The organism is Streptomyces sp. NPDC001848, from assembly GCF_042891915.1.
GTDB lineage: Bacteria > Actinomycetota > Actinomycetes > Streptomycetales > Streptomycetaceae > Streptomyces.
Genome location: NZ_JBIATP010000005.1, coordinates 183,358 through 209,835 on the forward strand (window position 1 = coordinate 183,358; position 26,478 = coordinate 209,835).

The window sequence follows — 26,478 nt, forward strand, 5'->3', positions numbered from 1 at the left end:
GCCTCCCATTGTACGAGGGTCATCGTAGTTTGACATTCGCCGTACTACGATGGCTATCGTACGAGAGTCGTTGTCGGCCCCGCACCGAATGGAGTCCGCCGTGAGCGCGCTCTTCGACCCCTTCACCCTGCGCGATGTGACGATCGCGAACCGCATCTGGATGCCTCCGATGTGCCAGTACTCGGCCGCGCCCGAGGGGCCCGCCACGAGTGCACCCACCGACTGGCACTTCGCCCACTACGCGGCGCGCGCGGCCGGCGGCACGGGACTGATCGTCGTCGAGGCGACCGCCGTCTCGCCCGAGGGCCGCATCTCCCCCTACGACCTGGGCCTGTGGAACGACACGCAGGTGGAGGCGTTCCAGCGGATCACGCGCTTCCTCAAGGAACAGGGCACCGTTCCGGCGGTCCAGCTCGCGCACGCCGGCCGTAAGGCGTCGACCGACCAGCCCTGGAAGGGCGGCGCGCCGGTGGGCCCCGACGCGTACGGCTGGCAGCCGCTCGCGCCGAGTGCCATCCCGTTCGACGCACGCCATCCCGTGCCGACCGAGCTGACCGTGGCCGGGATCCAGGAGATCGTGGAGCGGTTCGCGGACGCGGCCCGCCGCGCCCTGGCCGCCGGTTTCGAGGTCGTGGAGATCCACGGCGCGCACGGCTACCTCGTCAACGAGTTCCTCTCCCCCCACTCCAACCACCGCACGGACGCCTACGGCGGCTCCTACGAGAACCGCACCCGCTTCGCGCTCGAGGTCGTCGACGCGGTGCGGCAGGTGTGGCCGGACGACAAGCCGCTGTTCTTCCGCATCTCGGCCACCGACTGGCTGGACGAGGCCGGCTGGACGGCCGACGACACGGTCCGTTTCGCCGCCGACCTCAAGGCACACGGCGTCGACCTCCTCGATGTCTCGACCGGCGGCAACGCGGCGGGCGTCCGCATCCCGACCGGCCCCGGCTACCAGGTGCCCTTCGCCGCCCGGGTGAAGGCGGAGACCTCCCTTCCGGTGGCTGCGGTGGGGCTCATCACCGAGCCCGAGCAGGCCGAGAAGATCCTGGTCAACGGCGAGGCGGACGCGGTGCTGCTGGGCCGCGAACTGCTCCGCAACCCGTCCTTCGCCCGCCTCGCGGCCCGCGAACTGGGCGGCGAGGTGCGGATCCCGGACCAGTACCACCGGGCCGTCTGATCCGGCCCTCGCCCGCCTTCGCGGCCCTTTGAGCGCACCGGGAACATGCCCGCGGTGCTTCCGCGGGCATCGGCACATCGACGACGGACGGCTCGTGGGCGGCCGGACGGTCGGACGACGGACTGACGGTCAGCCCGTCATCCGGCCCCACAGCGGCCCGAACCGGGCCCAGGCCTCGTCCCACTGCGCCATGCGCCGACGTTCCAGGCGTTCGCGCAGGATGCGTCCGCCCACGAACGGGACCGCCGCAGCCCCGGCCCCCACCAGCACACCCACCATGGCCGCACGGACCTGCGCCTGGGACTCGGTGGCGGGCTGTGTCACCAGGGAGCCCTCACGGTCCGTCCACACGGTGACGGCCGAGCCCGTGAGGCTGCCGGCGGCCACCCGCGCTTGCCCGGCGTGCGACGAACCGTGCCTGTCCGTCCAGCGCACCTTCGCCCACACCCGCTCCGCCCCGGCGCCGGCACTCCGCTTCGGGGCGTCCTGGGTGAGCAGGGCCACGACCGGATGCCACTGGGCCCGTTCCTCGGCCAGCCCGCGCTCCACCGAGTGCGTCGCCGCCACTCCCGTCAGAACGCCGCCCACCACGGTCACGGCCCAGACCGCCAGCACCACCCAGGCCTCCAGCGCATCGCTGCGGCGCCGCAGCGGATTGCGCCGCCACCGCCACAGCCACACCCTGCGACCGCGGAACGTCATCGACGACAGCCACCCCATCGATGGCATCCTCCTCACCCATGCACGGACACCCCCCGACCGCCCTCCCATACGCGAGCGGGACCGCCGCTGCTCACCCGCGGTGAGGCGGCTCGCGGGTCCACCGCCCCCGGGCGAGGCCCCCAAGGCTCGCCTCCAGCCCGGCGGGTTCCCGCCCCGCCCTCCGAAAACACGGCTCTGACCTGCGGTGACTTTGTCCACGGGGGTGACTGTCAGTGCCGGGGTGCAGACTGGCCCATGTCTGGGACAACGGCGTTTCGGAGGTGGTCGGCATGGCCGACGTACTGCTCACCGTGGGCACACGCAAGGGACTGTTCATCGCGCGGCGACGAGGCGGCGCCTGGGAGTTCGATGACAGCCCGTACTTCAACGCACAGGCCGTGTACTCGGTGGCCATCGACACCCGCGGCGACACCCCACGCCTGCTGGCCGGAGGCGACAGCTCGCACTGGGGGCCGTCCGTCTTCCACTCCGACGACCTCGGCCGCACCTGGACCGAGCCGGCACGGCCCGCCGTCAAGTTCCCCAAGGACACCGGTGCTTCACTGGAGCGCGTCTGGCAGCTGCACCCGGCCGCCGCCGAGCCCGACGTGGTGTACGCGGGCACGGAGCCGGCCGCGCTGTACCGCTCGGAGGACCGCGGCGAGAGCTTCGAGCTGGTGCGCCCCCTGTGGGAGCACCCGACGCGCGACAAGTGGGTGCCCGGCGGCGGTGGCGAGGGCCTGCACACCGTCGTCACCGACAGGCGGGACCCGAAGGCCGTGACGGTCGCCGTGTCGACGGCCGGTGTCTTCCGCACCCGGGACGGCGGCGCGAGCTGGGAGCCGTCCAACTCCGGTGTCTCAGCTGTGTTCCTGCCCGATCCGAACCCGGAGTTCGGCCAGTGCGTCCACAAGATCGCACAGGACGCGGCGGCTCTGGACCGGCTGTATCTCCAGAACCACTGGGGGGTGTACAGAAGCGACGACGCGGGCGCCCACTGGACGGACATCGGCGAGGGCCTGCCGTCGACGTTCGGCTTCTCCGTGGCCGCCCATCCGCACCGCGGGGACACGGCGTACGTCTTCCCGATCAACGCGGACGCGGACCGGGTCCCGGCAGGCCACCGATGTCGCGTGTTCCGGACGGCGGACGCGGGCAAGACCTGGGAGCCGCTCACCGCGGGACTGCCCGCCGAGGACCACTACGGCACGGTCCTGCGGGACGCCCTGTGCACGGACGACGCGGACCCGGCGGGCGTGTACTTCGGCAACCGCAACGGCGAGGTGTACGCGTCGGCGGACGACGGTGACAGCTGGCAGCTACTCGCCTCGCATCTGCCGGACGTGCTGTGCGTAAGGGCGGCGGTGATCGCCTGATCCGACATCAATCCGCCGAGTCCGGCACCCTGTTCGTCCACAGCGCGATCATTTGCGGTCACCGATGGGTCACCGGTTGATCGCCGGTGCGGGCGCGGCAGTAGGGTGACGCCCGTGGCACCACGACCGTTGCATGAAATCGTCGAAGCAGGCTGGGCGAAGGCCCTGGAACCGGTGGCCGAGCGGATCGCCGCGATGGGGGACTTCCTGCGCGCGGAGATCGCCGCGGGGCGCACCTACCTCCCGGCGGGACCGAACGTCCTGCGGGCCTTCCAGCAGCCCTTCGACGAGGTCCGCGTCCTGATCGTCGGCCAGGATCCGTATCCCACACCGGGTCACGCGGTCGGGTTGTCGTTCTCGGTAGCTCCGGACGTGCGGCCGCTGCCGGGAAGTCTGATCAACATCTTCCGGGAGCTGAACGGCGACCTGGGCCTGCCCCAGCCGTCCAACGGCGACCTCACCCCGTGGACCAGGCAGGGCGTGCTGTTGCTCAACAGGGCACTCACCACGGCCCCGCGCCGTCCCGCGGCCCACCGCGGCAAGGGCTGGGAAGAGGTCACCGAGCAGGCGATCCGGGCACTGGCCGGGCGCGGCAAGCCGCTGGTGTCCATCCTGTGGGGCCGCGACGCGCGCAATCTGCGGCCGCTGCTGGGCGATCTCCCGGCGATCGAGTCGGCGCACCCGTCCCCGATGTCGGCGGACCGGGGCTTCTTCGGCTCACGGCCGTTCAGCCGGGCCAACGACCTGCTGATCCGGCAGGGCGGGCAGCCGGTGGACTGGCGCCTGCCGTGACGCCCTCCGGGCCGGGGCCTGTTCCGTCGGGGAACCTCCCCGGCGCGGTGCCGGAGGCCGTGCTCGCCGTGGACTGCGGGGGCTCCGGCCTGCGGGTCGCCCTCGCGCCGCGGGGCGGCCCGGCCTCGGCGGCGACGGCCCCGCTCACGTCCTGTGAGCCGGTGCGCACCGGTGCCCGGGGCATCGACGCCGGGCATCTGCTGGAACAACTCCTGCCGATGGCACGGCTGTTGCGGGCCGATGCCGGCGGTGCCGACCTGCGGGCCGTGGTGATCGGGACGGCAGGTCTGGCCACCCTGGGCGACGACCTGCGCACCCGGCTTCCCGGCGCGCTGGCCCGTGAGCTCGCTGTACGCAGGGTGGCGCTGGTCGCGGACGCCGTCACCGCCTACGCGGGCGCGCTCGACGCACGCCCGGGCGCAGTGGTGGCGGCCGGCACCGGCCTGATCGCGCTCGGCATGGATCTGACGAACTGGCGCCGGGCGGACGGCTGGGGTCATCTGCTGGGCGACTGCGGCGGCGGCGCGTGGATCGGGCGGGCGGGGCTGGAGGCGGCGCTGCGCGCGCACGACGGGCGGCCCGGCGGTTCGGGGCGTCTGCTGGCGCGAGCCGAAGCGATGTTCGGCCCGGTCACCGGACTGCCCGGCAAGGTGTACCCGCGCACCGACCGGGCCGCGGTGCTGGCCTCGTTCGCTCCCGAAGTGGCCGCCTGCGCCGTGGACGACCCGGTCGCCGCCGGCATCCTGAGGGCCGCCGCCCGGCACATGGCCGAGTCCGCGGCCGCCGTGTGTCCCACCGCGGGCGAGCCTCCTGTCGCCCTCACCGGAGGCCTGTTTCGGGTGGGCGAGCCCCTTCTGGTGCCGCTGCGGCGGGAGTTGGCGCGCCAGGTGCCGCACGCACGCCTGGTCCCCGCGGAGGGCGACCCTCTGCACGGCGCCGTCCGCATCGCGCTCGCACTCGCGAACGATTCGCTCACACTCCCTCAGGACGAACACCTGTTGCATGTCGTGACCGAAAAGAGCGACTGATCCCCCTTGCGGGCACAGGGGAGTTACGTCCTCATACGCGGCGGAAAAGTCACACCGTATCGATCACTTCTCATCCGCACGTAACTCATCAGACAAAACCGGACGGATACCGCTCACTTGCACCCTCCCCGAACAGGGGAGCCCACAAAGCCAGTAGCATGCGGCGCCATGAGTTCCCCGACTGGGCCCGCATCCGGCCTGCCTGTACGAATGCCGCGACCCCGCCAGCCCGGGCGGCACCGCCGCCCGGAACCCCTGGTGGCTCCCGAGGGCGCGCCCGCGCTCGTCCTCGCGGTGCCGGGCACGCCCAGCGCCGCCACGCGCAGCCTCGCCGAGGAGGTCGTGAGCATCGCGCGTTCCGAGCTGCCCGGCCTGGACGCGCGCATCGGCTACCTGGACGGGGACGACTCGGAGTTCCCCACGCTGAAGTCCGTGCTCACGCACACCGCCGAGGAGCGCACCGCACGCTACGAGCAGGCGGTCGCCGCCGGCCTGGAGGTCAAGGAGCCCGACGGCCCCGTGGCCGTGGTGGTGCCGCTGCTGGCCGGTCCCGACAGCGCGCTGCTGCGCCGGGTCCGCCAGGCCGTCATGGACAGCCGGGTCGCGGCCGACCTGACCGACGCCCTCGGCCCCCACCCGCTGCTCGCCGAGGCGCTGCACGTGCGCCTGTCCGAGGCCGGTCTGGCCCGTGCCGACCGCGCCCGTCTGTTCACGGTCGCGACGGCCGCGGACGGCATCATCCTCGCCTCCGTCGGCGGCGACGAGGCCGTGCAGGCGGCCGGGATCACCGGCATGCTGCTGGCCGCGCGGCTCGCCGTCCCGGTGATGGCGGCGGCGCTGGACCAGGAGGGCTCGATCGCGTCGGTCGCCGAGCAGCTGCGCTCCTCGGGCTCGCAGCAGCTGGCGCTCGCGCCGTACCTGATCGGCCCGGAGCTCGAGCCGGGGCTGCTGGAGGCGGCCGCCGAGGAAGCGGGCTGCCCCGCCGCCGAGGCGCTCGGCCCCTACCCGGCGATCGGCAAGCTCGCGCTCGGCAAGTACACGACGGCGCTGGGCATCGCCCCGCAGCAGCCGCAGGGGGCGCCGGTCCGCTGACCCAGCCGGACACCCGTACGGCGAAGGGCCCGCTCCGCCCAGGGAGCGGGCCCTCCGCCGTGTCACGGGGAAGTCGGCCGCCGCACCGCGTTGCCGGGCCGGGCAGGCGTCAGACCCGGACCGGGGACGAGCCGTGCAGCGGTACGGCCAGGGCGATCAGGGCCCGTTCCAGGCCGTGGAGGTGACTGAGGGCCTGCTCGGCGCCGGGGTGGTGGCCCGGGGCGCCCGCGGGAGAGGTCAGCGCGGGTTCGGGGACCGCTCCGAGCAGTGCCTCCACCGCGGTCTCGACGCGTCGGCACGCGTCCGTGAGGCGGGCGTCGTGCGAGGCCTCCGGGTCGGCGGCGACAGCGGCGAGGCCGCGCGTTCGACGGGCGCACTCGTCGAGCAGTGCCAGCACCTGGCGGGCCCGGGCCTTGCGTGCACGCAGCGGGTTCAGCGGATGTACCAACGGCGCGAGCGCCTGTCGCACACGCCCCAGCAGCGCTTCCAGCTCCGCCGCGCGCGACGCGGGATCCGCCTCGGGGTCGCCTGCGAGTCGCCGTGCCGCCGCCGCGGTGCAGCCGTGCACCGCGTGCACGGCCCGGCGCACCCACTGGTCGGTGACCGTGTGCGTGGTGATCGGGAGGACGAGCGCGACGGCGAGGGCCGCGCCCAGGGCCCCGACGCCCGTCTCCGCGAGGCGCAGAGCGAGCAGATCCGGGTGCAGCACGCCCAGGAGACCGTAGAGAAGGCCCGCCATCACGGTGACGAAGAACATCATCCAGCTGTAGGACGGCGCCGCCGTGTAGAAGATGCCGAACACGCAGACGGCGACGAGCCCGGCGGTGGGCGCCGGGGCACCGTGCAGCGGCACCGCGACCAGCAGCCCGGCGACGATGCCGGTGCCCGTGCCGACGACCCGCCGGAAGCCGCGCACGAGCGTCTCCCCGCGCGAGGCGGTGTTCACGAAGATCCACCAGGCGGTGCCGACGGCCCAGTACCAGCGCTCGTGGGACAGCACCTGGCCCGCGGCGACGGCGAAGGCACAGGCGGCGGTCGCCTGGAAGGCCTGGCGGGTGACGGGCCGGGCGAGGCCGCGGCCGTCGAGCGGCGCGGGCGCGGCGGGCAGCGGCGTACGGCGTTCGACGCACCACACCCCGAACCGCACCGCCGAGGCGGCGGCGAGCGCGAGCGCCACGGCCGTGTACAGCTCCGGCAGCTCGCCCGGGGCTGCGTGCAGGAACTGCGCGACGAAGAAGGTCATGAAGGCGAAGATGCCCAGTGCGTTCCCGCGTGGCCCCCAGCGGCGGGCATACACACCGGCGAAGACCACCGCGAGCCAGACCGCGTCCCGCACCGCCGGCACCGCGTGCAGGGCGGTCGCGGCCGTGAGCACCGGAAGTCCGACGGCGGGCAGCAGCGCGGTGGTGACCGCCTGACCGCGCACGGTCGGATCGGCGACCGTGAACAGTGCGAGCAGCGCGGCGAGCCCGCCGGTGACCGAGGCCGACAGCGGCAGCCCGACTGCCGCGCACAAGGTCACGGCGAGGCCGATACCGAGCACCGCGCGCAGCGAGACGCGCAGCCGGAACAGCCCCGGATCCGGAGCAGTGAACATCTTCTTCAGCTTCTTCAGCGCCGGGTTCGTCACCGTCGTCCGTCCGCCCCCACTTCTCATGCCATCGCGCCGCCAGGACATGGGAATGGCGCCGCGGGCACGGATTCCGGCTTCCTCACCGGTCCTGCGCTGCGCGGCGCCACTGATGCCCATAAGGAAAGCATCAGGAAGGCAGTGGCTCAACTGGCGCGCTGTTCACTGGGCCATTGGTACAGTCGAAGAAGATCCACTCGTACCATCGGGAGACCAACGGACCATGGCCGTGGACGGACTCGACACCCGCATCCTGCGGCTGCTGATCGAACAGCCGCGCACCAGCGTGCGTGAGTACGCGCGCATCCTCGGCATCGCCCGGGGCACCGTGCAGGCCCGCCTCGACCGTCTGGAGCGCGACGGGGTGATCACCGGCTCGGGGCCGTCCCTGTCCCCCGCCGCGCTCGGGCACCCCGTGCTGGCGTTCGTGCACATCGAGGTCACGCAGGGGCATCTGGACGACGTGGGCGACGCGCTCGCGGGTGTGCCGGAGATCGTGGAGGCCTTCTCCATCACCGGTGGCGGCGACCTGCTGACCCGGGTCGTCGCCCGCGACAACGCACACCTGGAGGACGTCATCCAAAAGCTCATCAGCCTGCCCGGGGTGGTCCGCACCCGCACGGAGGTCGCACTGCGCGAACGCGTACCGCACCGGCTGCTGCCGTTGGTGGAGTCGATCGGTCGCGCGGCGACGACCTGACTCGAAGCCGGCGCACTTCGTGACTGGCTGCCGGGCACGGCGTCCTCGTAGCCTTCTTGCGACCGGGGAGGGGTTCATGGGTTCCGAGGCCGTACTCGTCGCCAACCGTGGGGAGATCGCCGTCCGGGTGCTGCGCGCCGCCGCCGAAGTGGGCCTGCGGACGGTCGCGGTGTACGCGGACGGCGACGACGCGCACATCCGGCACGCCGACGAGACCGTGCCGGTCCCGGACTACCGGGACGCGGAGGCGCTGCTCACGGCCGCACGTTCGACCGGCTGCGCCTTGCTGCACCCGGGCTACGGATTCCTCAGCGAGGACGCGGAGTTCGCCCGCCGCTGCGCCGCCGAGCAGGTCACGTTCGTCGGGCCCTCCCCCGACGCCCTCGCCCTCTTCGGCGACAAGGCACGCGCACGTGCCTTCGCCTCGCAACTGGGTGTGCCCGTCCTGCCCGGGGGCGGAACGACCCCGGAGGAGGCCCGGGAGTTCCTCCGCGACGGCCCGCTGATGATCAAGGCGGTCGGCGGGGGCGGCGGGCGCGGTATGCGGGTGGTGCGGACGGCCGATGAGCTGGCCGGGGCGTGGGAGCGCTGCCGGTCCGAGGCCCGGCAGAGCTTCGGGTGCGACACGGTGTACGCCGAGCGGCTGCTGGAGGGCGCCCGGCACATCGAGGTGCAGGTCCTGGGCGACGCGCACGGCTCCGTCACGCACCTGTGGGAGCGGGACTGCAGCGCCCAACGCCGGCACCAGAAGCTCATCGAGATCGCACCCGCGCCCGAACTGCCGCACCGTGTACGGGCCGCGGTGGTGTCGGCCGCTCTGCGGCTGGCGCGCGCCGCGCACTACACCGGGCTCGGCACGTTCGAGTTCCTGGTGCGGGGCGAGGAGTTCCACTTCATCGAGGCCAATCCCCGGCTCCAGGTGGAGCACACGGTCACCGAGGAGGTGACGGGCGTCGATCTGGTGACCGCACAACTGCGCCTGGCGGCGGGCGAGTCGCTGGCGGCGCTGGGGCTGGCGGGACCGCCCGATCCACCGCGCGGATTCGCCGTGCAGGTCCGGGTCAACGCCGAGGTGACGGAGGCGGACGGCACGGTACGGCCGTCGTCCGGGCGGCTGACGCGCTTCGACGTGCCGACAGGCCCGGGGATCAGGGTCGACACGGCGGTCCGCGCGGGCGTAGAGGTCGGCGTGCGCTACGACGCGCTGCTCGCCAAGGTGGTGGCACACGCCCGGCACGGCGGCTGGCAGGCCGCCTGCGCCCGGGCCCGCCGCGCGCTCGGCGAGTTCGCGATCGAGGGGGTGCGCACCTCCGTCCCGCTGCTGCGGTCGGTGCTGGCGCACCCGGGGTTCTGGGCGCACACGGGCTTCGTCGAGCAGCACCTGCGAGAACTGCTGCCCGAGGAAGCGAGCGTGGCGCCCGGGTGGGCCGACGGCACGGTGGGGTCGCCGCTGAGCGGCACGGTGCTCTCGGTCGAGGTCGCGCCGGGTGACGCCGTGCGCTCCGGGCAGCAGCTGCTGGTGCTGGAGGCGATGAAGATGGAGCACGTCGTCCGCGCACCGGGCTCCGGGGTCGTCCGCAGGGTGCACGCGCGCGTGGGCGACACGGTGGCCGAGGGACGCGCCCTGGTGGAGCTGGACGTCGCAGCCGACGATCCGCACGAGGACGGCGGAGTCCCGGCGGTGGACCCGGACGCCGTGCGGCCCGACCTTGCGGAGGTGATCCGGCGGCACGCGTTCGGCCTGGACGAGCACCGCCCGGAGGCCGTCGCCAGGCGGCACGCCACCGGCCGCCGTACAGCGCGCGAGAACATCGAGGACCTGTGCGACGGGGGGTCGTTCACCGAGTTCGGCGCGCTGGCGATCGCGGCGCAGCGGCGCCGGCGCTCGCTGGAGGACCTGATCCGGGCGACTCCGGCGGACGGCATGGTCACCGGCATCGGGCGGGTCAACGGCGAGCCGTGCGTCGTCATGTCGTACGACTACACCGTCCTTGCGGGCACACAGGGACTGCAGAACCACCGCAAGACCGACCGGATGCTGCAGATCGCCGAGGAGCGGCGGCTGCCGGTGGTGCTGTTCGCGGAAGGCGGCGGGGGCCGCCCCGGTGACACGGACGGCACATCGGTCTCGGGCCTGGAGCTGACCACGTTCCACCAGATGGGCCGGCTCAGCGGTCTCGTCCCGCTGGTCGGCATCGCCTCGGGGCGCTGTTTCGCGGGCAACGCGGCCCTCCTCGGCTGCTGCGACGTGGTGATCGCCACGCCGGACGCCACGATCGGCATGGGCGGTCCGGCGATGATCGAGGGCGGCGGACTCGGCGTGTACCGGCCCGAGGAGGTGGGGCCGCTGTCGGTCCAGGAACCCAACGGAGTGGTGGACGTGGTGGCCGCCGACGAGGCCGAGGCGGTGGAGGTGGCGCGCCGCCACCTGTCCTACTTCCAGGGCCGGCGGACCGGCTGGGAGGCTCCCGACCAGCGGCTGCTGCGGCACGCCGTTCCGGAGAACCGCAGGCGGGCATACGACGTGCGCACGGTGATCGAGGCGCTGGCCGACACCGGGTCGGTACTGGAGCTGCGGCGGGCCTTCGGCGTGGGCGTGGTGACGTCCCTGGTGCGGATCGAGGGCCGCCCGATGGGTCTGATCGCGAACAATCCGGCGCACCTGGGCGGCGCCCTCGACCGGGACGCCGCGGACAAGACGGCCCGCTTCCTCCAGCTGTGCGACGCCTTCGGCCTGCCCGTCCTCTCGCTGTGCGACACGCCGGGTTTCATGGTGGGTCCGGAGGCCGAACGGACGGCGACCGTACGGCACTTCGCCCGCATGTTCGTGACGGGCGCGAACCTGCGGGTGCCGCTCGTGAGCCTGGTGCTCAGGAAGGCATACGGGCTGGGCGCGATGGCGATGATGGGCGGCTCCACGCGCGCGCCGCTCGCCTGCGCCGCCTGGCCCACGGGAGAGTTCGGTGGCATGGGCCTGGAGGGCGCGGTCCGCCTCGGCTACCGCCGGGAGCTGGCGGCGATCGCGGACCCCGAGGAGCGGGCCCGCGCGTTCGAGGAACGGGTCGCCGAACTGTACGAGCAGGGAAAGGCGGTCAATGCGGCGGCGGCCCTGGACATCGACGCGGTGATCGATCCGGCGGAGTCGCGAAGCTGGGTGCTGGCCGCGCTGGACGGCTGGGAGGGGCCCCGCCGGACGCGCGGGCGGGGCTTCGTCGACACCTGGTGAGCGCCGGACGGCTGCGCTACGACCGCCGACGGGGCTTGCCGCGCCGTGCGGCCCTGGGACCGCCGGACCCACTACGGGGACTGCGGTCGGCCGACTTGCCCGGCGCGGGCTTGCGCCGGGTCCCCGCCGCGTCGGTGCGCTGACGTTTCGCTTCGGCGGGAGCCTGTTGTGCGGGGCTGCGTCCCCGGGTGCTGTTGACCGTCCGGCCGCGCACGATCCCGATGAAGTCCTCCACCAGGTCGGTCGTCGCGTCCTCGGGCCAGGACAGAGCGACACTCGACTGGGGCGCGTCCACGACCGGGCGGTAGGTGAGGTCGCGCCGGTGGTGCAGCCGCGCCAGCGACTGGGGGACGACGAGCAGGCCCACGCCCGCCGCCACGAGTTCGATGGCGTCCTCGGTGGTGGCAGGGCGCTCGAAGGCGGGCTCGCCCGGCGGTCGCTCCCAGCCCAGGACGTCGTCGAGGGGGTGGAAGACGACCTCGTCGGCGAGGTCGTCGCAGGACACCTCGTCCACGGCCGTCATCACGTGGTCCTTGGGGACGACGACCACGGTGGTCTCGGTGTAGAGGGGGATCGCGCTGAAGACCGTACGGTCGACGGGCAGCCGTACGAGCCCCGCGTCCGCCTCGCCGCCGCGCAGCACCTTCGGCGCTTCGGCCGCCGGCACCTGCAGCAGGGTGAGGGGTACGTCGGGCAGGCGCTCGTTCCAGATCCGCACCCATTTGGCGGGCGTCACCCCGGGGACGTACGCGAGCCGGAAGGAGGGGGATGCATCCGTGCCTGTCACCCCGCCAGGTTACCGGGCGTGGTCAAAGGGCCCGTATCCGGCCGATAGTCTGGACAGCATGAAGTCGCAGCAGACCACCCAGACGATGAAGCCCGCCACCGCGGCGAAGAAGCTGGGTGTGTACCTCCCCGCCACCCCCGCCGAGTTCCAGGAGGGTGTCATCTCCCGGGCCGAGCTGAACGAGCTCCAGGCCAACCCGCCCGAGTGGCTGCGGGAGCTGCGACGCGACGGCCCGCACCCGCGTCCGGTGGTCGCGGCGAAGCTGGGCGTCTCCATCGCCGGCCTCGCACGCGGCGGAGTCACCGAAGCGCTCACCACGCAGCAGATCGAGGCGCTGAAGAAGGACCGTCCCGAGTGGCTGGAGAAGGAGCGCGCCACCCAGGCCGAGGTCCGCAAGGAAGCCGCGCGCATCAAGAAGCGGGACGCCGAGCGCGCCGAGCAGGCCGGTCGTCCGCGTCCCTGACGTCCGCCGGGCACCGCGCCGTGCACACGACAGCGGGGCCGGGCTGATGCCCGGCCCCGGATTTTCCCGCTCGCGGTGCCCCAGGTGTTCTAGACGTTGGGCTCCGCCGCGCTGATGTCACCGAGCGCCGACTCCGGCTGGCGCTCCACGGCCAGGTCGCCGAGGGAGATGATCCCCACCGGTTCTCCGCCCTCGACGACGGGGACGCGGCGGATGTGGTGCTCGCGCATCACCTGCACCGCGCGGTCGATGTCCTCGTCGGGGCTCAGGGTGACCAGGTCCTCACTGCACGCGCGAGCCACCGTGGTCTCCTGCGGGTCGACTCCCTCCGCGAGCGCGCGCACCACGAGGTCGCGGTCTGTGACCAGTCCACGCAGATGGTCCTCCTCGGTGACGAGGACGGCTCCGATGTCCCGGTCGCGCATGATCTGCGCCACCGTCGCCAGCGAGGTCTGCGGTTCGACCTTGACGGGCTCGGCGGTCATGATGTCGCGTACGTGCTGGGCCATCACTTGTCCCTTCTCCACAGGTCTCCCAGGCTCCAGATCTTCTGGTCCTCCCGGGTCTCCCCCGGAGCGGCGGTTCCGGTCCCCGCCGCACAGGCGCCGAGTACCCGATGGGCGTGGTCCTGCACGGCGGCGGCGCGGTCTCCCGCGCCGCGGTGGTCCGCCGGGACGGGTCCCCGTCAGGTGGCGCCGGAGCCCCCGCTGCCGAAGGAGCCGCTGGAGCCGGGGCTCCAGCGCGGGCGCTTCTGGTCCCCGCTGCGTCGGGTGCCGGAGGCGTGGAGCTCGTGCGGGGTGAGACGCTCGCTCTCGTCCTGCGCACGCGGAACCTCGTTCGGCTCCCTGACCTCCTGGGACTCCATGACGGGTCCGGAGGTCGGCCGGGTCGGCTGCTCGGAGGGGCGGGGCGGCGTCGGTTCCCGGCGGCGCACCCTGATGCCGAGGCGGACGGCCCACACCAGGGCTCCCGCGATGAGGAGACCGCCGACGAAGGCGCCGAGCACGCCCCAGGCGGCATCGGAAGCGGCCATTTGAAGAGAGATCGTCAGCATTGCCTCCGGGTACCCCGCTGCCGGGAATGAACCCTCCGGCCCCGTGTGCCTCGACGGCGCCCGGGCGGCGGACCGCCTCGCAGCGCGGGGCCGCACGGCCGCACCCTCTTCCTCCCGACCGGTTTTCACCGGCCGAGCCGGGGCACCCGCGATGCGCCCGCGTGCCGTCCGGCCCGTGCGCCGGGTGTGACGCCGCGGGCGGCGGCGCGTGGAGGAGGAAGATGACAGAACTGTCGGAATACACCGCGGACCTCCGGCGGAAGGCCACCACCCCGTCCCCTCTCGGCCGGGCGGTGCTGAACTGGATCACGACGACCGACCACAAGGTGGTCGGTCGTCTGTACATGGTCACGGCGTTCTGCTTCTTCGTCTTCGCCGGCCTGCTGGCGATGGCGATGCGGGCCGAACTGGCCCGTCCGGGAATCCAGTTCATGTCCGAGGACTTCTACAACCAGTTGTTCACGGTGCACGGCACGGTGATGATGCTGCTCTTCGCGACGCCCATGTTCGCCGGGTTCGCCAACGCGGTGATGCCGCTGCAGATCGGTGCCCCGGACGTGGCGTTCCCGCGCCTGAACGCCCTGTCGTACTGGATGTACCTGTTCGGCGGCCTGATGGTGGTGTCCGGGTTCCTGACGCCTTCCGGGGCCGCCTCGTTCGGCTGGTTCGCCTACGCCCCGCTGAACAGCGCGTACCGCACGCCCGGCGCAGGCGGGGACCTATGGACGATGGGCCTGGTGGTGACCGGTGTGTCGACGACGCTGGGCGCGGTCAACTTCATCGCCACGATCATGTGCCTGCGGGCCCCCGGCATGACGATGTTCCGGATGCCGATCTTCACCTGGAACGTCCTGTTCACCTCGATCCTGGTGCTGCCGGCGTTCCCCGTGCTCACGGCCGCGCTGCTGGCACTGGAGGCCGACCGGAAGTTCGGGGCGCATGTCTTCGACGCATCGAACGGTGGCGCCATCCTGTGGCAGCACCTGTTCTGGTTCTTCGGGCACCCCGAGGTGTACATCGTCGCACTGCCGTTCTTCGGAGTGGTCTCGGAAATCCTCCCGGTCTTCTCGCGCAAGCCGTTGTTCGGCTATCTGCCGATGATCGGCGCGACGACCGCCATCACCATGCTGTCCGCTGTGGTGTGGGCGCACCACATGTTCACCACGGGTGCCGTGCTGTTGCCGTTCTTCTCCCTGATGTCGTTCCTGATCGCGGTCCCGACGGGGATCAAGTTCTTCGCGTGGATCGGCACCATGCACCGCGGGTCGCTGTCGTTCGAGACACCGATGCTGTGGTCGCTGGGCTTTCTGGTGTCGTTCCTGCTGGGCGGCCTGAGCGGCGTGCTCCTCGCGTCGCCGCCGATCGACTTCCATGTCACCGACTCGTACTTCGTCGTGGCGCACCTGCACTACGTGCTCTTCGGCACCGTCGTCTTCGCGATGTTCGCGGGCTTCTACTTCTGGTGGCCGAAGTTCACCGGGAAGATGCTGAACGAGCGGCTCGGAAAACTGCACTTCTGGCTGCTGTTCCCCGCCTTCCAGCTCACCTTCCTGGTACAGCACTGGCTGGGCACGGAGGGCATGCCCCGCCGCTACGCCGACTACCTGCCGGCCGACGGCTTCACCCTGCTCAACACACTCTCCTCCGCGGGCGCCTTCCTGCTGGGCGTCTCCACGCTGCCGTTCCTGTACAACGTCTGGCGCACCTCGCGGTGCGGGGAACGCGTCACCGAGGACGACCCCTGGGGTTACGGCCGCTCGCTGGAGTGGGCGACGTCGTGCCCGCCGCCGCGCCACAACTTCGTGGCCCTGCCCCGGGTACGGTCCGACTCGCCCGCCTTCGAACTGCACCATCCCGAGGCCCTGCGGCAGTCCCTCGAGGAGGGAGCACGATGAAGACCGAGGCAGTGCTCTTCGGCGGCGTCGCCGTGTTCTTCGCGGGCTCCGCCGTCCTCTACGGCGCCTGGTCGAGGGATCCGGCCGGTACGGCGTGTCTGGTCATCGCCTTCGGGATGGCCGCCCTGGTCGCCTTCTTCTGCGCCGTCCAGTACCGGCGCAAGGGGCGCCGCCCCCAGGACCGCAAGGACGCCGAGGTGATGGACGCGGCCGGGCCGCTGGAGTTCTTCCCGGCCCGCAGCCCGTGGCCCGTGGTCACGGCGCTCGGTTTCGCCCTCGCCGCGACCGGTGTGGTCTTCGGGCTGTGGCTGTGCCTCATCGGCCTCGGGGTGCTGGCTCGGGGTGTTCTGGGGATGGTGTTCCAGTACGCGGCTCGCGGGAGCTGAGCGGCTTCCTCGGCGCCCCCGGCCGGAAGCCGGTCACCGGCTCGTGGCCGCTCGCGTAGCCGCCCTCCACGGTCTGCCGCACCTCCCCCGTCTCCTCGCCCTCGGCCAGGCGCTTCTGCTCCGCCTCCAGCAGGGCGTGGCACAGTCGGCGGGTGAGCAGGAAGGCGGCCACGGGCGCCACCACCACGGCGATGCGCAGGATCCAGGTCAGCGAGTTCAGCGAGATCCGGAAGGTGCCGGCCACGACGTCGTTGCCGCCGGCCAGCAGCAGGACGCCGTAGAAGGTGATCCCGGCGACGCCGAGCCCCGTGCGCACCGGGCGTTCCCGCGGCCGGTCGCACAGGTGCTGCTCCCGGTGCCGCTCCCCCGTCAGCCGCTGTTCGACGAACGGGTAGGCGTACAGGACGGCGAACAGCAGCAGGGGGAGGACGACCGCCGGCAGCAGCACGTTCCACATGATCGTGTGGCCGGCGACGGTCGTCTCCCAGCGCGGCATCAGCCGCAGCGCCCCCTCCAGGAAGCCGACGTACCAGTCGGGCTGCGAGCCGGTCGACGCCTGGTCCGGCCGGTAGGGGCCGTACGTCCACACCGGGTTGATCTGGGCGACCGAGCCGAGCAGCGCGAGCACGCCGGAGACCATGAGGGACAGGCCGATGGAGGACGCGGCGAACTGCGGGAACAGCGGCTTGCCGATGACGTTCCGGTTGGTCGCGCGCGGGCCCCTCCACTGGGTGTGCTTGAGGTGGAAGACCAGGATCAGATGCGCGGTGACCAGGGCGAGCAGGGCTCCGGGCAGCAGCAGGACGTGCACGGGGTACAGGCGGGACACGATGTCCTCGCCGGGGTACTGGGACCCGAACACGAACATGCTGACGTAGGTCCCCACGACCGGCAGGGACAGCATGATGCCCTGGGCGATGCGCAGCCCCGTACCGGAGAGCAGGTCGTCGGGGAGCGAGTAGCCCGCGAAGCCCTCGGCCAGGGCGATCAGGAACAGCGTGACACCGATGACCCAGTTGATCTCCCGCGGCCTGCGGAACGCACCGGTGAAGAAGATCCGCAGCAGGTGCAGCCCGATCGCGGAGACGAACACCAACGCCGCCCAGTGGTGCATCTGCCGGACGAGGAGGCCACCGCGCACCTCGAAGCTGATGTGCAGGGTCGAGTCGAACGCCTCCGACACCAGCGTCCCGCGCAGCGGCACGTAGGGCCCCTGGTAGACGACCTCGTGCATCACAGGCTTGAAGAAGAGCGTCAGCCACACGCCGGTCACGATCAGCACGACCAGGCTGTAGAGCGCGATCTCGCCGAGCAGGAACGACCAGTGCTCGGGGAAGGCCTTGCGCAGCAGTTGCCCGCCGCCGTCCAGCACGGGCAGCCGCCCGTCCGCCGCGTCGGCGAACCGCTCCCCGGGGCGGCGGGCCCGGGATTCCGCGGACGGGTCCGGTGGCCGGGGCTCCGCCCTCACCGTGCCTCCCCCGCCTGGTCGGCAGACCTCTCGCACCGGTCCCGGTCCACGGAACGCCTCCTTCTTCCGCCTCTCACCGACCGTTCCATGCCCTGTGTGGCCCTCGGACCACCGACGGCCCCCTCTGGCTTCATGCGGCCCGTCCTCAGGGGAAGAGCGCGATGCCGAGGACGATCAGCAGGACGATCACGACGATGATCGCCACCACGCTCCAGGACCCGCGGTACTTCGCCGGTGCCTTCTGCTTCGGCTTCCCTCCGCGGGGCCGGTCCTCCTCCAGGGTCGGGTTGGGCGGACGGTCACGCTGGTAGAACTCTTCGTCATCTCGGTGCTCGGTCATGACGACTCCTTCCCGATGTGCGCCTGTCCTTGTGGTGCCGCTGACCTTTTCCTGGCCCTGACCTGTGGTGGCCCTGGCCTTGGCGAGGTGTGGCGCTGGAGCGGGTTCCCCGTCCTGCGGCCGGGATTCCGGACAGGTCAGGCAGCCAGTGCCCCCGTGCGCAGCGCGCTGTCCCCACCACGCCACGCCTTCAGGAGGTGGGCGCCCAGCCGGTCCTCGAGGAAGCCGGTGGCTCGGATCCCGAACACGACGTCCGCCTCCAGACCGGGTTCGCTCTCCAGCAGCCCACCGATCACGTCATGGCGTACGACCTGTTCGTGCACCGCGTCCGCCACCACGTGCTCGTCGTAGAAGCGCGCGGCGGCCTGACCCGCGCCCGCCCGCCGCATGGCATCGGCCAGCCGGCGCGAGCCAGGGGAGGAGGTGACCTCGACGGCCGCGAAATGGCCGGTCAGGGCGCCGCGCAGGCTGCGGTGCAGTCCGAAGAAGGACATCAGGTTGACCGTGGCGAGCATCTCCGCGGGCGCGGCCTCCACGTAGTAGCCGTAGGCCGTGTTGAGGCCCAGGTCCTCCATCAGGTCGGCGAAGAGGCCCGCGTGGATCTCGTCGGCACGTCCCGCCCCGAACTCATCGAACTCGACGGCCACCATGGCCGCCTTGGCCCTGCCGTGCAGCCGGGGAATCACCCAGGCATGCGGGTCGGCCTCCTTGAGGTGGTACAGCGACCGCAGGGCCGCGTACTCCCTGAGGTGGCGCAGCTCGCCCCGGCTCCGCAGGAAGTGGGTGACGCTCCCGCCGTCGTCACCGACGGGTTCGACCTGGAGTTCGTCCAGGGCCTCCTGCGCGCCGGCGTCGACGGGGACGTCGGCACGCAGGGCGTCCAGGAAACGGTCCTCAAGGGCGCGGCGGAAGGTGAGGAGGGAGGGGTCCCACTCGTGGTCGTCGTCGACCCCGTCGAACCCCTGGTAGTGCAGTTCGTACAGGACGTACAACGCCAGCTGCAGGTCTTCGCCGTACGGGTCGCTGTCCGCGAGGGAGGCGAGCGACAGCGGGCTGCCCCGCTCCCGCAGCGCGCTGACCACACCGTGCGACAGCGGGCCCCGGGGCAGCGGCAGCGGAGGGCTGAACCGGCGTGGTTCACGTCGTCCGGTCGTCACGCGCCCGTCTCCTTTGTCTCCCGGTCCTGATCGTCCGGAGCCCTTCGGCACCCCGCTTGCCACTCCTCCGGTATCTCCCTCGGCCCGGCTTCCCGGTCGTACGACGCGTTCTTCCGCACGGCTTCCCGGTCGCCGGGCCTCTCCTCCCGCACGGCCTCCCCGGTCGCCCGGCGACCCTCCCGCGCGGCCTTTCGATCGTCCGGCGGCCCCTCCCGCCCGGTTTCCCGGTCGTCCGTCGGCTTCCCGCGGCGGCGATGGCTGGTGTCGCACCACGGGTAGGTGCGGCTGCGCCGGCAGGTGCAGATCGCCACCACGAACCGCCGGCTGACGGCGGTCTCACCGTCGGGGCCGGTGACCTCCACCGGGCCTTCGACCAGCAACGGGCCGTCGCGATCGGCACGGATGCGGACAACGCGTTCACTCTCGTACGGCACGGACGACCACCAGCTCTTCCACCATGTCGTCGGCGGGCAGACCCCGCTGGCGCAGCCAGGCCAGCCGGGAGCGCAGCACCCGGCCGAAGGGAACGGGAACGCGGTCCGTGACCCGGGCACTGAGCCCGGCCGCGGTGAGACGGTCCAGGGTCTCCTCCACGCCGGACAGCGCGGAATGCACCATCAGGAGCACGCCGTAGGGGCGCAGGTGCCGGGGCGCGGCATCGCAGATGCGGTTCAGGAGCAGCCGCCCGTCGTAGCCCGCGTCCCAGGCCCGGGCGGAACCACGGGGGGTACCGGCGTCCGGTGAGGGGACGTACGGCGGGTTGCTGACCACCAGGTCGAAACGGCGCCCGGGTACGGCCGCCATGAGGTCGCCCCGGCGCACGCTGATGCGCTGCCCGCTGAGCAGCGCGTTCACCCGGGCCGCCAGTACCGCCTGCCAGGAGATGTCGACGGCGGTGACGCGCGCGCCGAGCCGTGCAGCCTCCAGCGCGAGGGCTCCGTTGCCGGTGCCCAGGTCGAGGACGTCCGTCCCGGGGACAATGCTCTCCCGCCGCAGGGCGTGGGTCAGCAGCCAGGTGTCCTCCTGCGGCTGGTACACACCCGGTGGGGTCCACACGGGGGCGGGAAGGGGCGGACAGGGGGTCTCGACGGTCATCGGCTCCTCCGTGCGACTGGCAGGCAGGCGCCACCGCGCCCGCCGCGGCGCACCACGGCGGGCGCCGATCTTCTGCCTGCGCACCCCGAGTCCCCCACTGCACGTACTCGACACGTGCCCTTCTCGCCCGGGGCGTACGGCGCCCTCAGGGAGGCGCGGGGCCGGTGATCACCGCTCGGAGAACGGGACCGATGATCACCGCTCGGAGAACGGGACCGGTGATCGCCGCTTGGAGAGCCTGCGCCAGGGAAACCGTTGCCCGGTCGGGAACGCGGCGCGTTCCCCCGGCGCGGGGCTCACGCGAGGAAGCTCAACCGCACCTGACGCTGGGCGTTGTCCCGGTTGGTGTCCACCAGGCACACCGACTGCCACGTCCCCAGTTCCAGTCGACCGCCGATGACCGGCAGGGTCGCGTGGGGCGGGACAAGGGCCGGGAGGACGTGGTCGCGGCCGTGACCGGGGCTCCCGTGACGGTGCTGCCAGCGGTCGTCGGCGGGCAGGAGGGTGTGCAGGGCGGCCAGGAGATCGTCGTCGCTGCCGGCGCCCGTCTCGATGATCGCCACGCCGGCCGTGGCGTGCGGCACGAAGACGTTCAGGAGGCCGTCCCGGCCTGCCGACACTTCACGGAGGAAGGTCTCGCATTCTCGGGTGAGGTCGAACACCGTCTCGGAGGTTCCGGTGGCGATGCGCAGGACGCGGGTGTTGAAGACATCGGACATACCTCCATCCTGACCCACCCGAGCGTGCCCGCAGTCAGCCGATCGCCCCTACGACGACACATGAGGTCCACGCTCCGAGACACCGTTGACCGTCACCCTGTCATCTGGCTATTTTCAGCCGCATGTTGCGTTCAGCCCTGCTCACCACGCGCGGTCACATCGACCTGCTGCGGGTGGCCTCCGCCGCGTGTCGTCGCGGTCGCTGACGCCTTCCTTCCCTCTCTTCGGCCTACCCCTGCCCGCCTCGGCTCCGCCCTGCCCGCACGCCTGAACCCGTTGTGAGGTGGCGCCGCCGAGGCGCGTCCCCATCCGGCCGCTCTCCTCCTCATGGAGCACTCGTGAGCATCAGCCATGCCCCACCCGGCACCTCGGTGCCCGACATATCGGTGATGTCAGAGAACGGGCAGACCCCGCCCGAACTCGAACCCCTCGTCCCCTCCTCCTCTCGCCGCACACTCGTCCCCCGCTGGCTGCGCCGCACCTCCGGCCCGCTCCTGCTGCTCGCACTGTGGCAACTTCTCAGCAGCACAGGGGTGTTGCCCTCCGACGTCCTCGCCTCTCCGGGCAGGATCGCACAGGTCGCGGGCGATCTCGTCGCCGACGGATCCCTGCCCTCCGCGATGGGCACCTCCCTGCGCCGGGTCGCGGCCGGCCTGCTGCTCGGCACCGTCATCGGCACCGGACTCGCCCTCGTCTCCGGGCTGTTCCGCATCGGCGAGGACCTCGTGGACGCACCGGTCCAGATGCTGAGAACGGTCCCGTTCGTCGGCCTGATCCCGCTGTTCATCATCTGGTTCGGCATCGGCGAGGCCCCGAAGGTCGCCATCATCACCCTCGGCGTGACCTTTCCGCTCTACCTCAACGTCTACGCCGGCATCCGCGGCGTGGACGCCCAGCTGATCGAGGCCGGGGAATCGCTGGGGCTCTCCCGGTGGGGGCTCGTCCGGCACGTCGTCCTGCCGGGCGCCTTGCCCGGCGCGATGACCGGCCTGCGCTACTCCCTCGGCATCGCGTGGCTCGCTCTCGTGTTCGCCGAGCAGGTCAACGCTGACGCCGGGATCGGCTTCCTCATGGTGCAGGCGCGTGACTTCCTGCGGACCGACGTGATCGTGGTCTGCCTGATCGTCTACGCCTTCTTCGGTCTGCTCGCCGACTTCATCGTCCGCTCCCTCGAAAGGCTGCTGCTGCAATGGCGACCGACGTTCACGGGCCGGTGACGACCGGCGCCGCACAGGCCCCGGCCCCCGCCTCGGCCGTCCGCGTCGAGGGGCTCACCCGCTCCTTCGACGGGCGCGCCGTCATCGACCGACTCCAACTCGACGTGCGAGCGGGAGAGTTCGTCGCCCTGCTCGGCCGCAGCGGCTGCGGCAAGTCGACTCTGCTGCGCATCCTCGCCGGACTCGACCGTGACATCGAGGGCACCGTCCTCGTCCCCCGCCGCAAGGCCGTCGCCTTCCAGGCGCCCCGGCTGATGCCGTGGAAGAAGGTCTGGCGCAATGTGCTGCTCGGGCTGCCCGGCAAGCCCGAACGCGCCGTGGCCGAAAAGGCGTTGGACGAGGTGGGCCTGGCGCACCGCTCGGACGCCTGGCCCAAGACCCTCTCCGGTGGCGAGGCCCAGCGTGCCTCCCTGGCCCGCGCCCTGGTGCGCGAACCGGATCTGCTGCTGCTCGACGAGCCGTTCGGCGCGCTCGACGCGCTCACCCGTATCAAGGCCCAGCGCCTGGTGGGCGAGCTGTGGCAGCGACGCGGCTGTGCCGTGCTGCTGGTCACGCACGACGTCGAGGAGGCGGTGCTGCTCGCCGACCGCGTCCTGGTGATGGACGGCGGTGTCATCGGCCACGAGACGACGGTCGATCTGGACCGCCCGCGCGACATCACCGACCCCCGCTTCGCGGAGGTGCGCGCCGGACTGCTGGAACGCCTCGGCGTCGCCACGGCCGCCGAAGCGGCCTGACTCCCTCTTCCTCCTGTACCTCTCCCCTGACTCCCCTGTACACGAATGGATCCGTCATGCGACGACGCCTCCTGCCCGCCGCGCTGCTCCTGCCCTTCGCCCTGCTGCTCACCGCCTGCGGCGGGAACTCCGCGGCCGAGACATCGGCCGGCGGCCGAACCGACGGCAAGGGCTCCCTCACGCTCAGCGTCGGTGACCAGAAGGGGGGTTCCGAGGCGATACTGGACGCCGCCGGTGAGCTGAAGAACCTCGACTACAAGATCAAATGGTCCACCTTCACCTCCGGGCCACCCCTGCTGGAGGCCGTCAACGCCGGCGCCGTCGACATCGGCGGGGTCGGCAACACCCCGCCGGTCTTCGCCGCGGGTGCCAACTCGAAGATCACGGTGGTGGCCGCCTGGCACGGTACGTCCAAGGGCGATGCCATCCTCGTACCGAAGGACTCCAAGCTGACCGCTCCGCAGCAGCTCAGGGGCAGGTCCATCGCCGTGGCGCAGGGTTCCTCCGCGCACTACCAGCTCGTCGCCTCCCTGAACAAGGCGGGTCTGAATCTGAGCGACGTGAAGGTGAAGTACCTGCAGCCGGCCGACGCCCTGGCGGCCTTCACCAGCGGCAAGGTGGACGCCTGGGCGGTGTGGGACCCGTACACCTCGCAGGTGCTGCAAGGGGGGCAGGGTCGTGTCCTCACCACCGGCGAGGGCGTGACCAACGGTCTCACCTTCCAGGTGGCGGCACCGAGCGCCCTGAAGGACAAGAAGAAGACTGCGGCCATCAAGGACTACCTGGAGCGGCTGCGACGAGCCCAGGACTGGGTCTACGCGCATCCCGAGGCCTGGGCCAAGGCATGGGCGAAGGACACCGGACTGTCGTACGAGGTGGCGCTCGCCGCGGTGAAGCGCACCAACGCCTCCCGGGTCCCGGTCGCCGTGGACCACTCCCTGATCGCCTCGGAGCAGCAGATCGCGGACACCTTCACCAGCCTGAAGCTCATCCCGCGCAAGGTGAACTTCGGTGACTTCGTGGACACCGAGTTCAACGGTGACCTGCCCCCGTCCACCGCGACGCCCCGTGTCCTGAAGGAGAAGTGACACACCGAGCAGTGGCTGCGGGAACAGGGCCGGCCCCGAGGCGGGGCGGCGAGGTGACCCTGATCATGGGCATGATGGAACCTGGATGCCATACGCCGGCCGACGTTCTCCTGACGGCATGAACGCACACCGTGAGGTTCCCTATCCCGCTCCGTCTCCCTGGATCGACGGCCGCGCCGTGGAGGGTTCCGGACCGCTGATCGACGTCGTGAACCCGGCCGACGAGTCCGTGATCGCCTCCGTGCACGAGGGCACGGCCGAGGACGTGGACCATGCGGTGGACGCGGCGCTCGCCGCCTTCCCCGCATGGTCGTCGACGTCGCCGGAGGATCACATCGCCGTCGTGCGGCGCCTTGCCGACGGAATGCAGAAGCACTCCGAGGAGCTCGCGGCCACCATCACGCTGGAGATGGGGCCCCGATCAGCTTCTCGCGGCAGGCGCAGGCCGGATTCCCCGTGGCGTCGACATTCGCCGCGATCACTGCGGCTGAGAAGTACGAGTGGACGGAGGTGATCGAGAACTCACTCGTCATCCATGGGCCGATAGGCGTCGTGGGCGTCATCACCCCGTGAAACCTCCCCCATCGCCTGCGCTGGGTCTCCGATGCGGCCGGACCGATCCGCGTGCCTTCGTCGGCGGGGTCGCCGACTGGCGGGCCCGGCAGGCCGGAAGGCTTCGAGACCGGCGCCCGCCCCTCCGCGAACTCCCGGTAGCTGTCGGTGTCCTGGACCGCGCGGTTCGGGGGTTACAAACAGTCCGGCAACGGCCGGGGCCAGGATGGGCAACTGAGTGGCCTGCCGGTGCAGGATCCATACAGGCCCTCGACGGTGGCCTTCAGCTCTGCGGGCTGTCGCCCATGGCGGGCACCACGTCCATCACGGCGTCCCTGTCATGGCCTGCACCGGGCGGAGACAGCAGATCGACCACGCGCCATCCGGCCGGCGGAGCCTCGGCGACGCTCTCGCGGCGCGTGGAATTCGCCACATTTACTCCCTTCACTATGAATGAATGCATAAAAGTGTTTCTTTACAGCTGATTGCAATCCTCCGGTAGCCGGCTCCGGAGATTCAACGACCAGTGGCGTGGGAGAAGCGTTTGATCACGGTAAGTAGGCGACGCACCGAACTGATGGCTACGGCCGGCGTACTCGGCGGCGTACTCGCACTCACGGCCCTCGGCGGTACCAGCAACGCTGCCACCAGCGGCAGCACCACCGGGAGTCACCCTCAATCGCGAGCGCGGGGAGATCAGGCGGGCGCCCAGGACGCTTCTGACGCCCGAATAAAGATCACGCCCGGGCAAGGTGCCTCCGACGTCGGGATCAATGACCCCGTCAAAGTCACCGTCAGTAATGGCAAGCTCACCCAGGTGACCATGACCGCCGTCGCGACCGGTGCCGAGATTCCGGGCACCCTGTCCGCGAACGGCGCCTCCTGGAAGCCGAACGGCCGGCTGGAGCGGGCCACCAGGTATCAGATCGCCGCAGAGGCCGAGGACGCCAAGGGCCGCTCCGTCACCGGGAACGCCACGATCACCACGGTCTCCCCCGCCAACGACTTCATCGGGCACCTCTCCCCCGAGGACGGCTCGACCGTCGGCGTGGGCATGCCGGTGACGGTCGACTTCGACAAGGCGATCGGCGACAAGGCCGCCGTGGAGTCGAGGATCCAGGTCAGCTCAAGCAGCGGGCAGCGCGTCGTCGGTCACTGGTTCAACGACGACCGCCTGGACTTCCGCCCCCGGAACTACTGGAAGCCCGGCTCCACCGTCACCGTGAGGCTCACCCTCCACGGCATCCGGAAGACGGTCACGTTCAAGATCGGCCGGAGCCAGATCAGCACCGTCGACGCCAGGACGAAGCAGATGAGCGTCGTACGGGACGGCAGGACGATCAAGACCATCCCGATCTCGTCCGGCAGCCCCGAGCACCCGACGTACAACGGTCAGATGGTCATCTCCGAGAAGTTCAGGCAGATCCATATGAACGGTGCGAGCGTCGGCCTCACAAAGAAGGACGGCAAGCCCGCGTACGACATCAGTGACGTACCGCACGCCATGCGCCTGACCGCCTCGGGCACGTTCATCCACGGCAACTACTGGGGTGCCGACTCGGTCTTCGGCAAGATCAACACCAGCCATGGCTGCGTGGGCCTGAAGGACGTCAAGGGCGGCCGCGACGGCAAGCAGCCCGCTGCGTGGTTCTTCGACAACTCGATGATCGGTGACGTCGTGATCGTCAAGAACTCCGAGGACAAGACCGTGTTGGCCCCGGACAACGGGCTCAGCGACTGGAACATGCCGTGGGCCGAGTGGGTCCAGGGCAGCGCGACCAGCTGACGCCACAT

Annotated in this window: 28 protein-coding genes; 16 read left to right on the forward strand and 12 right to left on the reverse strand. The window is 71.5% G+C overall.

The window, feature by feature from the left end:
* Positions 1-100 precede the first annotated feature (100 nt).
* The gene (locus ACFYZJ_RS12160; RefSeq protein WP_388566023.1) at positions 101-1,180 is read left to right on the forward strand and encodes an NADH:flavin oxidoreductase/NADH oxidase; all 1,080 of its coding nucleotides are present in this window, start codon (positions 101-103) and stop codon (positions 1,178-1,180) included.
* Positions 1,181-1,309: 129 nt separating this feature from the next.
* On the opposite strand, the gene ACFYZJ_RS12165 is transcribed toward ACFYZJ_RS12160, so the two are convergent.
* Positions 1,310-1,882, reverse strand: a complete 573-nt coding sequence (locus tag ACFYZJ_RS12165) for a hypothetical protein (protein WP_388566650.1) — start codon at positions 1,880-1,882, stop codon at positions 1,310-1,312.
* Between the two features lie 233 nt (positions 1,883-2,115).
* Here ACFYZJ_RS12165 and ACFYZJ_RS12170 point away from each other — a divergent pair, with 233 nt between their 5' ends.
* From ACFYZJ_RS12170 to ACFYZJ_RS12185, 4 genes are all read left to right on the forward strand, one after another.
* Positions 2,116-3,258 (forward strand): WD40/YVTN/BNR-like repeat-containing protein, encoded by a 1,143-nt coding sequence (locus ACFYZJ_RS12170; RefSeq protein WP_388566026.1) that lies wholly within the window; start codon positions 2,116-2,118, stop codon positions 3,256-3,258.
* Positions 3,259-3,372: 114 nt separating this feature from the next.
* Positions 3,373-4,050, forward strand: a complete 678-nt coding sequence (locus ACFYZJ_RS12175) for a uracil-DNA glycosylase (RefSeq protein ID WP_388566029.1) — start codon at positions 3,373-3,375, stop codon at positions 4,048-4,050.
* Between the two features lie 47 nt (positions 4,051-4,097).
* Positions 4,098-5,078 carry an N-acetylglucosamine kinase gene (locus tag ACFYZJ_RS12180; RefSeq protein ID WP_388566032.1) on the forward strand — a complete coding sequence of 327 codons (981 nt, stop codon included), beginning with the start codon at positions 4,098-4,100 and terminating at the stop codon, positions 5,076-5,078.
* Positions 5,079-5,246: 168 nt separating this feature from the next.
* Positions 5,247-6,170, forward strand: coding sequence for a sirohydrochlorin chelatase (locus tag ACFYZJ_RS12185; protein WP_388566035.1), 924 nt, complete (start codon positions 5,247-5,249; stop codon positions 6,168-6,170).
* A gap of 109 nt (positions 6,171-6,279) precedes the next feature.
* Here the strand turns inward: ACFYZJ_RS12185 and ACFYZJ_RS12190 are convergent, their stop codons facing one another.
* The gene (locus ACFYZJ_RS12190; protein WP_388566653.1) at positions 6,280-7,767 is read right to left on the reverse strand and encodes an FUSC family protein; all 1,488 of its coding nucleotides are present in this window, start codon (positions 7,765-7,767) and stop codon (positions 6,280-6,282) included.
* Between the two features lie 256 nt (positions 7,768-8,023).
* On the opposite strand from ACFYZJ_RS12190, the gene ACFYZJ_RS12195 reads away from it, so the two are divergent.
* Together ACFYZJ_RS12195 and ACFYZJ_RS12200 are read left to right on the forward strand one after the other, a co-directional pair.
* Complete coding sequence (locus ACFYZJ_RS12195; protein ID WP_388566037.1) at positions 8,024-8,500, forward strand: Lrp/AsnC family transcriptional regulator; 477 nt, start codon at positions 8,024-8,026, stop codon at positions 8,498-8,500.
* A gap of 76 nt (positions 8,501-8,576) precedes the next feature.
* Complete coding sequence (locus tag ACFYZJ_RS12200) at positions 8,577-11,726, forward strand: carboxyl transferase domain-containing protein (protein ID WP_388566039.1); 3,150 nt, start codon at positions 8,577-8,579, stop codon at positions 11,724-11,726.
* A 16-nt stretch (positions 11,727-11,742) separates the two neighbouring features.
* Here ACFYZJ_RS12200 and ACFYZJ_RS12205 read toward each other — a convergent pair whose 3' ends face one another.
* Complete coding sequence (locus tag ACFYZJ_RS12205; protein ID WP_388566041.1) at positions 11,743-12,513, reverse strand: LysR family substrate-binding domain-containing protein; 771 nt, start codon at positions 12,511-12,513, stop codon at positions 11,743-11,745.
* A 58-nt stretch (positions 12,514-12,571) separates the two neighbouring features.
* Between ACFYZJ_RS12205 and ACFYZJ_RS12210 the strand changes: the two genes are divergently transcribed.
* Positions 12,572-12,976, forward strand: coding sequence for a DUF5997 family protein (locus tag ACFYZJ_RS12210; protein ID WP_388566042.1), 405 nt, complete (start codon positions 12,572-12,574; stop codon positions 12,974-12,976).
* Between the two features lie 89 nt (positions 12,977-13,065).
* Here the strand turns inward: ACFYZJ_RS12210 and ACFYZJ_RS12215 are convergent, their stop codons facing one another.
* The gene (locus ACFYZJ_RS12215; protein ID WP_388566044.1) at positions 13,066-13,485 is read right to left on the reverse strand and encodes a CBS domain-containing protein; all 420 of its coding nucleotides are present in this window, start codon (positions 13,483-13,485) and stop codon (positions 13,066-13,068) included.
* A 176-nt stretch (positions 13,486-13,661) separates the two neighbouring features.
* A complete protein-coding gene (locus ACFYZJ_RS12220; RefSeq protein WP_388566047.1) occupies positions 13,662-14,009 on the reverse strand; it encodes a DUF6479 family protein in 348 nt (115 codons plus the stop codon).
* A gap of 242 nt (positions 14,010-14,251) precedes the next feature.
* Here ACFYZJ_RS12220 and ctaD point away from each other — a divergent pair, with 242 nt between their 5' ends.
* The gene (ctaD, locus tag ACFYZJ_RS12225) at positions 14,252-15,925 is read left to right on the forward strand and encodes a cytochrome c oxidase subunit I (protein ID WP_388566049.1); all 1,674 of its coding nucleotides are present in this window, start codon (positions 14,252-14,254) and stop codon (positions 15,923-15,925) included.
* Positions 15,922-16,311 (forward strand): cytochrome c oxidase subunit 4, encoded by a 390-nt coding sequence (locus ACFYZJ_RS12230; protein ID WP_388566051.1) that lies wholly within the window; start codon positions 15,922-15,924, stop codon positions 16,309-16,311. The genes ctaD and ACFYZJ_RS12230 overlap by 4 nt, the downstream gene beginning before the upstream one ends.
* On the opposite strand, the gene ACFYZJ_RS12235 is transcribed toward ACFYZJ_RS12230, so the two are convergent.
* The 6 genes from ACFYZJ_RS12235 to ACFYZJ_RS12260 all read right to left on the reverse strand — a co-directional run bounded on the left by ACFYZJ_RS12235 (position 16,241) and on the right by ACFYZJ_RS12260 (position 21,090).
* Positions 16,241-17,779 (reverse strand): cytochrome bc complex cytochrome b subunit, encoded by a 1,539-nt coding sequence (locus tag ACFYZJ_RS12235; protein WP_388566052.1) that lies wholly within the window; start codon positions 17,777-17,779, stop codon positions 16,241-16,243. The two genes, ACFYZJ_RS12230 and ACFYZJ_RS12235, sit on opposite strands and share 71 nt — an antisense overlap.
* Before the next feature lie 145 nt (positions 17,780-17,924).
* Positions 17,925-18,119, reverse strand: coding sequence for a hypothetical protein (locus ACFYZJ_RS12240; RefSeq protein WP_388566054.1), 195 nt, complete (start codon positions 18,117-18,119; stop codon positions 17,925-17,927).
* 137 nt (positions 18,120-18,256) lie between these two features.
* The gene (locus ACFYZJ_RS12245; RefSeq protein ID WP_388566056.1) at positions 18,257-19,276 is read right to left on the reverse strand and encodes an iron-containing redox enzyme family protein; all 1,020 of its coding nucleotides are present in this window, start codon (positions 19,274-19,276) and stop codon (positions 18,257-18,259) included.
* Complete coding sequence (locus ACFYZJ_RS12250) at positions 19,273-19,710, reverse strand: CDGSH iron-sulfur domain-containing protein (RefSeq protein ID WP_388566059.1); 438 nt, start codon at positions 19,708-19,710, stop codon at positions 19,273-19,275. The genes ACFYZJ_RS12245 and ACFYZJ_RS12250 overlap by 4 nt, the downstream gene beginning before the upstream one ends.
* On the reverse strand, positions 19,694-20,371 hold the full coding sequence (locus ACFYZJ_RS12255; RefSeq protein WP_388566061.1) for a HemK2/MTQ2 family protein methyltransferase: 678 nt from the start codon (positions 20,369-20,371) through the stop codon (positions 19,694-19,696). The genes ACFYZJ_RS12250 and ACFYZJ_RS12255 overlap by 17 nt, the downstream gene beginning before the upstream one ends.
* A 296-nt stretch (positions 20,372-20,667) precedes the next feature.
* On the reverse strand, positions 20,668-21,090 hold the full coding sequence (locus tag ACFYZJ_RS12260) for a secondary thiamine-phosphate synthase enzyme YjbQ (protein ID WP_388566064.1): 423 nt from the start codon (positions 21,088-21,090) through the stop codon (positions 20,668-20,670).
* A 122-nt stretch (positions 21,091-21,212) separates the two neighbouring features.
* Between ACFYZJ_RS12260 and ACFYZJ_RS12265 the strand changes: the two genes are divergently transcribed.
* The 5 genes from ACFYZJ_RS12265 (at position 21,213) to ACFYZJ_RS12285 (ending at position 24,646) form a co-directional block, all read left to right on the forward strand.
* Positions 21,213-21,296 carry a putative leader peptide gene (locus tag ACFYZJ_RS12265; RefSeq protein WP_313884353.1) on the forward strand — a complete coding sequence of 28 codons (84 nt, stop codon included), beginning with the start codon at positions 21,213-21,215 and terminating at the stop codon, positions 21,294-21,296.
* Positions 21,297-21,428: 132 nt separating this feature from the next.
* Complete coding sequence (locus ACFYZJ_RS12270) at positions 21,429-22,307, forward strand: ABC transporter permease (protein WP_388566066.1); 879 nt, start codon at positions 21,429-21,431, stop codon at positions 22,305-22,307.
* On the forward strand, positions 22,280-23,044 hold the full coding sequence (locus ACFYZJ_RS12275) for an ABC transporter ATP-binding protein (RefSeq protein ID WP_388566068.1): 765 nt from the start codon (positions 22,280-22,282) through the stop codon (positions 23,042-23,044). The genes ACFYZJ_RS12270 and ACFYZJ_RS12275 overlap by 28 nt, the downstream gene beginning before the upstream one ends.
* 56 nt (positions 23,045-23,100) lie before the next feature.
* Complete coding sequence (locus tag ACFYZJ_RS12280; RefSeq protein ID WP_388566071.1) at positions 23,101-24,132, forward strand: ABC transporter substrate-binding protein; 1,032 nt, start codon at positions 23,101-23,103, stop codon at positions 24,130-24,132.
* A 118-nt stretch (positions 24,133-24,250) separates the two neighbouring features.
* Positions 24,251-24,646: an aldehyde dehydrogenase family protein gene (locus tag ACFYZJ_RS12285; protein ID WP_388566074.1), complete on the forward strand. Its 396-nt coding sequence runs from the start codon at positions 24,251-24,253 to the stop codon at positions 24,644-24,646.
* A gap of 321 nt (positions 24,647-24,967) precedes the next feature.
* On the opposite strand, the gene ACFYZJ_RS12290 is transcribed toward ACFYZJ_RS12285, so the two are convergent.
* On the reverse strand, positions 24,968-25,117 hold the full coding sequence (locus ACFYZJ_RS12290) for a hypothetical protein (protein WP_388566076.1): 150 nt from the start codon (positions 25,115-25,117) through the stop codon (positions 24,968-24,970).
* A 144-nt stretch (positions 25,118-25,261) separates the two neighbouring features.
* On the opposite strand from ACFYZJ_RS12290, the gene ACFYZJ_RS12295 reads away from it, so the two are divergent.
* The gene (locus tag ACFYZJ_RS12295; RefSeq protein WP_388566656.1) at positions 25,262-26,470 is read left to right on the forward strand and encodes an Ig-like domain-containing protein; all 1,209 of its coding nucleotides are present in this window, start codon (positions 25,262-25,264) and stop codon (positions 26,468-26,470) included.
* Positions 26,471-26,478: the final 8 nt, after the last annotated feature.